At 31.9% G+C, this 7,849-nt stretch carries 7 protein-coding genes and 1 pseudogene; 7 read left to right on the top strand and 1 reads right to left on the bottom strand.

The features are described from left to right. The 4 genes from BR30_RS37965 to BR30_RS0115970 all read left to right on the top strand — a co-directional run. Positions 1-537, top strand: a 537-nt coding sequence (locus BR30_RS37965; protein WP_231507735.1) for a hypothetical protein, incomplete at its 5' end; no start/stop codon positions are given. Between the two features lie 317 nt (positions 538-854). After that, positions 855-1,283, top strand: coding sequence for a helix-turn-helix domain-containing protein (locus BR30_RS0115985; protein WP_026565859.1), 429 nt, complete (start codon positions 855-857; stop codon positions 1,281-1,283). A gap of 1,306 nt (positions 1,284-2,589) precedes the next feature. After that, positions 2,590-4,056: a plasmid recombination protein gene (locus BR30_RS0115975; protein WP_026565857.1), complete on the top strand. Its 1,467-nt coding sequence runs from the start codon at positions 2,590-2,592 to the stop codon at positions 4,054-4,056. Between the two features lie 197 nt (positions 4,057-4,253). Then, on the top strand, positions 4,254-4,916 hold the full coding sequence (locus BR30_RS0115970) for a MarR family transcriptional regulator (protein WP_026565856.1): 663 nt from the start codon (positions 4,254-4,256) through the stop codon (positions 4,914-4,916). 632 nt (positions 4,917-5,548) lie between these two features. On the opposite strand, the gene BR30_RS0115965 is transcribed toward BR30_RS0115970, so the two are convergent. After that, positions 5,549-5,959, bottom strand: a complete 411-nt coding sequence (locus tag BR30_RS0115965; RefSeq protein WP_026565855.1) for a DUF1878 family protein — start codon at positions 5,957-5,959, stop codon at positions 5,549-5,551. 517 nt (positions 5,960-6,476) lie between these two features. Between BR30_RS0115965 and BR30_RS33705 the strand changes: the two are divergent. The 3 genes and pseudogenes from BR30_RS33705 to BR30_RS35275 form a co-directional block, all read left to right on the top strand. Then, positions 6,477-6,746: pseudogene (locus BR30_RS33705) on the top strand (cupin domain-containing protein); the annotation flags it as partial. Positions 6,747-6,923: 177 nt separating this feature from the next. Continuing rightward, complete coding sequence (locus tag BR30_RS0115955) at positions 6,924-7,445, top strand: DUF3967 domain-containing protein (protein WP_026565854.1); 522 nt, start codon at positions 6,924-6,926, stop codon at positions 7,443-7,445. Between the two features lie 195 nt (positions 7,446-7,640). Then, on the top strand, positions 7,641-7,849 hold a 209-nt coding region (locus BR30_RS35275), incomplete at its 3' end, for an exosporium leader peptide-containing protein (protein ID WP_155928668.1).

The following is a 7,849-nucleotide window of genomic DNA, read 5'->3' as shown; positions in this document are numbered from 1 at the left end:
ACAGGACCAACAGGACCAACAGGGCCAACAGGGCCAACAGGATCAACAGGGCCAACAGGGCCAACAGGATCAACAGGACCAACAGGACCAACAGGGCCAACAGGGCCATTTGCCACTAATACCAATGCCTTTATAGTAAATTTTACTACTACAGCTCTTATCCCTCAAGGTACAGGAATACCATTAGATACTAATTTAATATTGACACCAGGAATATCACATACACCTGGTTCTAGTGTTATAAATTTAGATGCTGGTACTTATTTAGTTGAATATAATACTGTATCGCAAGCTCCAACAGGTAATTTTGTATCTACTAGAGCCCTTCTTAATGGTTCTATTATTACTGGAGCTACTGTTGTTAGTCCGCAAGTAACTTCTGGAATATTTCAATCCTTAAGTTCAGGATTTCTTGTTATAGCACCTAATCTAGTTAATACTTTGGAAATTGCTGCTGATTCTTTAGGAGGGAACATTTATAATTCGCAGTTTGCAAGTATTCCAAATGTATCTGTAAGAATTGTTAGATTAAGCTAATAATTTGCTTGTTTATTTGATTTTGAATGTATACTTTTGTTATATAAATTGAGGATATCATGGGAATTGTCAAGAAGTCATGTTTAAGGTAATTTGAAAGTAAACTAATATTTAAAAGTTTACATTTGATAAAAGTAAAAAAGAGTCCTATGTTTATGGGATTCTTTTTTTAGTTTCTGATAACATTGTATTAATTGAATGTAAAGAGGGATTTAGTAAGGATTTGAATATGTGAACCATTAGTTTACATGTATTAGATTAATGGTTTCTTTATTAATTAAGGGTTTATATGTAATGATTTCTTAGAGGTGAATAATATGAATTTAGGTTCGCAATTGAAAAAGTTTCGTGAATCAAAAAGCTTTTCGCAAGAAGATGTAGCTCGAAAGGTTGGAGTGACTAGACAAGCTGTTTATAAATGGGAGAGTAATAAAAGTTATCCTGATATTGATAATTTGATTTTACTTAGTGATTTATATGAAGTAACAATTGATGAGTTAATAAAGGGATCAGGAGATGCTAGAGAGGGTTTAGATAAAAAGGATAAAGATAAGTGTGAAGATGATGATGAGGTAAATGATTTTGGATTTTTTATAGGTATTGTTCTTATATTTGTAGGGATATTTATTGGTATTGAAGGGGTTTCTTTATTTATAACTATATCAGGGATGCTAATAATGGTATTTTATAGTGATGTGAAAAAAGTAATTATTAATGAATTTAAAATAAAAAGAAGACCGAACTAGAAAAACAATCTAGTTTGGTCTTCTTTTTATAATGTAAACAAATATTCAAAAGTTTACTTTAGAAATTAAAAAAGTATGAATTCTATTAAAGGAATTCGTACTAACAACATAATTTTATCATAATAAAATCTAATTTTTAGGATTTTATAATAATTGGAATGTTAATTTGGTATAATAATTATGTACATGTAAAATGGTGTACAAGTTAATATTTCCTTGTTTCAAAAAGACCAATTCTTCACACCAGAATTGGTTTTTTTATATTTAATCAATTATAAAGAGCAATTTTATACTTTTATAAAATTCTCTTTCTCTAAAGCTCTATATCATATCTTCTATGTTTTAATGATTTGAAAGTAAACAAAAAAGTACGAAGTCTTTTAAAAGACTTCGCACCAATAATAGATTAAAATACAGTTCATCGGAAACTGAAAGGGAATTTCATTTATATTATTATAACTTATCCATCCCCATTTTTGGTAATTAATCAGAAAATATGAAAAAATTCATATTTTATTCCCACTAAAAGTGATGAAATTACGTTTAGTTTTGAATTTTCTTTTTATTTTTATTTATGGTAAACTAGCTTATGTAAGACCGAATTCCTTAAGCGCCTAGATATATTTCTATTCATTATACGCAAAAAAACCAATTCTCGTGTAATAGAATTGGTTTTTTTGTATGCAATTCAGTCAATACAGCTACTTGAACCCACATTTTCAAATGTAGTCTTATCAATTTTATCATAAATTTAAATAAATAAACGTAAAAGAGTTCTTTATATTAAATATATAAAGAACTCTTTAAAAGGATACAACCCTTTTAGGTAGTTTTAGTGATGGATAGTAATTATAACATAAATACCCTGCACTTAATAGAAGAGGAGAAGAAAGATAAACAGTAAGTGTCAATGGTAAGCGGACTGGAAGGGAGAAGCGGTTTGTGCTGATCCATGAAAGGAGCATTAAGGAATTGACACGTGCAGCCGATTCATCACCCTCTTGGCATTTCCTCAAAACGAACCGTTTTGGGGATGCCAACCGGCGAGGGAGCCCCTCAAGGATTGAGGGGTTGGGGAGTTCGATTGATGGGGTCAAGGGGAAAATTTCCCCTTGTAGGTTCGGACAAAGTCCGAAGTCTTTTAGCCATGCTAAGCATGGTTCGGCGAAGCCGACAAGCGTCGCAGACCCCTATCGATTTTGATGCGTTAGCGTCAAAATACGTATAGGGTTACGTTAATTGACATCATTTCGTCGCTTTGCTAGACTGATGGTATCAATTAATCTAGGGAAAGTGGTGGCACTTTATGTTGGGGTCTATCTCATTTAATCAATCCCACCAAAGTTCATTAAGTCATAATAACAGAGAAAATATTCATGGGAATCCTGGTATTGATCCATCGAGGTTACATGAGAATATTTATTTTGTTCAAAAGGATATCCGAAGTGTATACAAGGATATCTTTCAAGAAGCGGTGGACAAATATAACGAGAAACAAAAACGGAATGACCGTAAAATTGATGATTACTATGACAAAATACATAAAGACGATAAGACGCATGAGCAACGAGAATTGGTCGTAGCGATTGGGGAAGGTAAAGACGACCCAAAATATAGGGAAGCGAAAAAGGAAGCGCTGAAGCGTTATGCTGAGGCTTTCCAAGAGAGAAATCCAAACCTAACGGTTTATAACATGGTTTTACATGATGATGAAGCGAATCCGCATTTACATATTAACTATGTACCGAATTTCGAAAGTAGTCGAGGATTAACGAGGCGTGTCGGAATGGATAGAGCTTTGCAGCAACAAGGTGTCGAAGGAAAGGGAAGACAGTTAATTGCGCATTGGAGAGAAGCGGAAACAGCTTATATTGAGCAATTAGCGAAAGAACACATTCCAAATTTTGAACGTGCTAATGTAGGTTCCCATAAATATATGAAAGTCCGTCAATATAAAGAATATGCAGAAGCAAAGTCAACGATTGAAAATCAAGTACAAGAAAAAGAAACAGAATTACAAACGATTGATTATGATTTGAAAAATGTTGAAGAAAAAACAAAAGAATTACAAGTAATGAAAAGTAGTTTGGAAAGTGATGTTACTGATAAGCAAAAAGAATTAGACATAGTGAAACAACAAGTAGAGAGTGAAAGTGAAAAACTACAGCTAATTGGCCAGCGTCATATAGAGTTAGAAAAAAGAGTAGAACAAATGCAAAAAGAATTAGATAGTGCTATAGATCAAGTGCCAAATGAACCTGTTAAAATTCCATTTTTACGTAAAGAAGTAGTAGTAGAAGTACAGGATAAAATGTTTGGAAAAGCTGAAATTACGAAGAAACAGACGAGAAATTATGTATTATTACCGGAACAATATCAAGAATTTACAAAACAGGTGAATGCAGCGGTTACTATCAAAAAGGATTATGAGCGTTTGAGAGAAACAGATTTTGTGAAAGAGAATGAAAGTTTAAAAGCCTATGCAGAGGGATGGATGAAAGAAAATCGAACGTTGAAACAAGAAAAAAGTAAGTTGCAAAAAGAAATTGGTGTATTAAGTAGAGAAATCAGCTCATTAAAAGCTCATATAAAGGGTTTGCAGATGAATATAAGGGTTTTGTATGTACAAACAAAGAAAGTTTTTAAAGAGAAATTTAAGGCGTTTAGAGGGATTGTTAAAAATGATTTAGATAATATGGGAGCTAATAATTATTTTGAACAGGAATATAAGAGGGAAACTCATAAACAGCGAGGATATGATATGGAACGATAAAAATATATTAGGGAAACTTTAAAAACATGATAGAATAAAAAAAGAGTCATGCGGCTAACATGACTCTTTTAAAAGGGTATTTTAGCGAAAATACCTAAACTCATTATCTGTTTATAGATTATCATAATTTGATTGATAGTCAAATAGAAAATAAAGGTGTTTTCGTTGTGCCCATAATATGAGAGGGGCAACAATACATGAAGGAAAAAATTATTAATTTTGGACAAGCTGAAAAAAAGGCAAAAGAAAGAGATAGTAAGATCAATAGCATTTATGAAAAACTTGAAGGTAGTGGTGGACTTTCTGAAGAAGAAAGAGTTATTATGCTACAAGTGTTAAGTAAAATGTCTGGTGGGGAAGAGTATTTTATAGGGAAAAAGAAAAAACCTACAGATCGGGTGAGATTTGTGCAGATAATTACTGATAATATTAATTATTTATGTAAAATTGGATATCTGACAAATGCTGAAAAAGCTTTTTTAATTGATTTAATACCATACATAGAATTTAAAACTAATATTTTAGTTGAATGTTCGGATGAAGATTCAGATGAAATAGATGCAGATGCAGCTACACCGAGTTACTTAGCAAGAAAGTTAGGAAAAGGTAGAAGTAATCTTTCTGTTTTAATGAATGGGTTATTAGAAAAGGGAATTTTAGCAGTTGCAGAATCAGGAATGACAACTGAAGATGGACGTATTTGTAGTTCTCGTACATGGTTTGTGAATCCTAATATTTTATGTTGTTCTCCTAAAGATGGAGTAGATAAGGCCACTATGAAGATTTTTAAGAAGTCTCTTAGAAATTTCAAGGTAGATGGAGATAAGAAAAAACATAATTTACCGATTTATTTATTTTAGATGTCATTTGTTATTGACATCTTTTTTTTATTATCATTTTCCATTTTTTAGGTGTATCTTTTTTCGAACACAGGTGTTCGAATTTTCGAACACCCTAACCCTCTCAAACCCTTGTTATTATTGGCTTTCTTCACTTCTCTCTTCTCACTCTTATATATAGGGCTAAAAGTTCCGCAAGGAACGGGTTGTATTTTTGAGAAAACCACTCAAAAATCTCCACCCTCAATATCAAAAAGTCAGTTCGTTAATTCTCACTTAAAGGCTAACGCCTTTTCTTTTTGATATTGTCCTTGCAAAACTTTTTTCGGCTCGATATGCTTTTTTCGCCAAGCCGACAGACAAAAAGCAAAGCAATGGTTCTCGACTTGGACTAGCAAGTATACGAGCCGAACCGCTTAGATCATTCGTCCAAAAATAATCTTTATTCAAAAATAGATACGTAATACGTGGGGTTTCGCCCCCACACGACGAGCCAGCGCTCTAGCCAAAAAGCAAAAGGGAAACAAAAAAATAATGAGCTGTCCATATTGGCAGCTCATTTACATAATGCTCGTTAGCGGAAGTCAATGTATCTAAGAGATTACCAACAGTTCTTTAAATCACTTAACTGAAGGGACTTTCTATTCACAAAATCAAATATTGTTACTAATTTGTAATTGCTCTAAAAGATGATCACAGACATTCACAAAAATACATTGTTTTTTTAAATTTAATAATAAGTATTTCAATTCAAATTCTTGATAAAAGATCTTAGTGATATATATTTTAAACTCATCTAAATTAGGTTTTTTGGAGCTGTATAGCATATCTAAAGGAAGTTTAAATTTAGAAAATAAATGATCATTTTGTCCAAAAATCGAAACTTCTTCTTTAGTTAATCGATCATGAAATACAATTAAAATTTTTGTTAAAACCTTTACTTGTTCTTCTTCAAGTTCCCAATCTATAACAAAGTTATAAAATGGGAATTCATCTGATTGAATCATACTTTGCATAAGTCTAAATTGATATTTTAATAAAGTCACTTCTTTAATTAAATCCATGTTTCCCTCCTGTATTTTCCTAAATTAACCAGTAAATAATAACAATATATAATTTAAAATACAAATATCTATGATGTATAATCTATACAATTCTAATTAACATAACGTCACATTATCGGTAGCAAGGAAAAAGCGAAATCCACTGATATAACAAGGATTTAGCTTTTTCCTTGTTTATCATTCTATGCATGATTTTATACATTGTAGAGATACTATGGTTTTTCTGGTTTACGAATGTTCTGTATTAGTACAAAAAATTGTATAAAATCTTGTATAAAAAAGATTGATAATTTTAAAACAAAGTTTGATTAAAAACTTTGTTAATATAGTTTTTTACTTTTGATTTTTAAACTTCAATTGTATTGTTAAGTTAAAGGTCCATTTAATGAAATAAGTGTTTTAGGCTAAAAATCTTTCTTTACAAAAGTCACTTTGAGTTTAAGTACATTGATTTAACCAGTGCATAGGATAATTTTATAAAATTGTGAAGGATTGAGAAAAATGTACTATATTCCTTTTACGTATTGAGCAAGGTCAGGGAATTGTTCAAATGGGCAAGAGTAAAGATAATTTAAATTTTAAAAGAAATGCCTATGATGATTTTGCAATAATGATACCTGCTGGAACATGGCATAATGTAACTAATACAGGTAATATTTCGTTAAAGCTTTATTCGATATATGCCCCTCCAAATCATCCATTTGGTACCGTTCATGTTACTAAAGCAGATGCATTGGCTATGGAAGAAGATTATAGTCATGGAAATAGGAATACAATTAGTTATTAATCAAGCTTTATTATAAAATCTATAACTGTGTTTATAGAGAAAAAATAAACTTTTGTTAATTTTAAAAAACAATTGAAAACTTTTCTTTAAATTTTAAAAAGAAGGTGTTACCTTTTTAAAGAAGGAAAAGACTATATAGCAACTGGAGAACAGCTTGGAGCAGAGGGAGGATAAAATATGGCTCAAACTTATTGGGGATCTGAGGTAGCCAAGAACTTAGGGATTGGCTCAAGTACTTTGCGTAAATATTGCCTTGCCCTGGAGGAAGTTGGGTATCCTTTCGAGCGCGGTAGTAATAATTCTAGAATTTTTTATCATAAGGATGTAGCAACTATAGAACGGCTAGTAACAGCTATGAACAAGAAGAACGTAACACTAGAACAGGCTATAAATCTAGCAATGACAAGTGTTGAAGGAAATGAGGTAGCAACTGTTGCTACAGATGGAGTAGCAGCTTCAGAACAGATAAAAGCATTATCAGAACGTATAGAACGATTAGAACAACTTAATTTAGAGTTAATTCAAAGATTGGATCAACAAAGTAAACTTTTACAGGAAACTGATGCTCAAAGGATAATAAGAGAAGAACAAAGAGATGTTCAATTAATGCAAGTATTAAGAGAAATACAAGATAGCAAACGTCTAATAGCAGCTTCAGAACAGAAGAAATCATTTTGGGGTCGTCTATTTGGTAAATAAATTAGGATTTAATATTGGAAAAGAGGCTTACTCTTTATCTAAAAATAGATAAAGAGTAAGCCTCTTTTGGCTACCGATAAGTGGTGCTATGTTAATCGACATATATACTATATGTAATGGATAAAAGTTTTAAAATGGAGATGATTTTCATATCGTATGAAAAGGGATTGAAGATATGAAATTTGGAGGTGAATTATGTTAAATGAAGAAAGATGGAAAGGTCTTATACCAGACGAATATTTGAGTGCTTCTGCATTAGATCCAAATTTGATTGGTCCTACATTACCACCTATTCCACCTTTTACTTTTCCAACAGGGCCAACAGGATCAACAGGGCCAACAGGATCAACAGGACCAACAGGACCAACAGGATCAACAGGACCAACAGGACCAACAGGACCAAC

It is taken from the genome of Bacillus sp. UNC41MFS5, from assembly GCF_000686805.1.
Note: the sequence above shows the minus strand (reverse complement) of the source record. Positions and strands in the feature narration are given on the sequence as shown.

Bases quoted from the DNA above. Each gene is read 5' to 3' on its own strand.
- BR30_RS0115965 (WP_026565855.1), bottom strand. From the start codon at position 5,959: ATGGATTTAATTAAAGAAGTGACTTTATTAAAATATCAATTTAGACTT.
- BR30_RS0115985 (WP_026565859.1), top strand. From the start codon at position 855: ATGAATTTAGGTTCGCAATTGAAAAAGTTTCGTGAATCAAAAAGCTTT.
- BR30_RS0115955 (WP_026565854.1), top strand. From the start codon at position 6,924: ATGGCTCAAACTTATTGGGGATCTGAGGTAGCCAAGAACTTAGGGATT.
- BR30_RS0115970 (WP_026565856.1), top strand. From the start codon at position 4,254: ATGAAGGAAAAAATTATTAATTTTGGACAAGCTGAAAAAAAGGCAAAA.
- BR30_RS0115975 (WP_026565857.1), top strand. From the start codon at position 2,590: ATGTTGGGGTCTATCTCATTTAATCAATCCCACCAAAGTTCATTAAGT.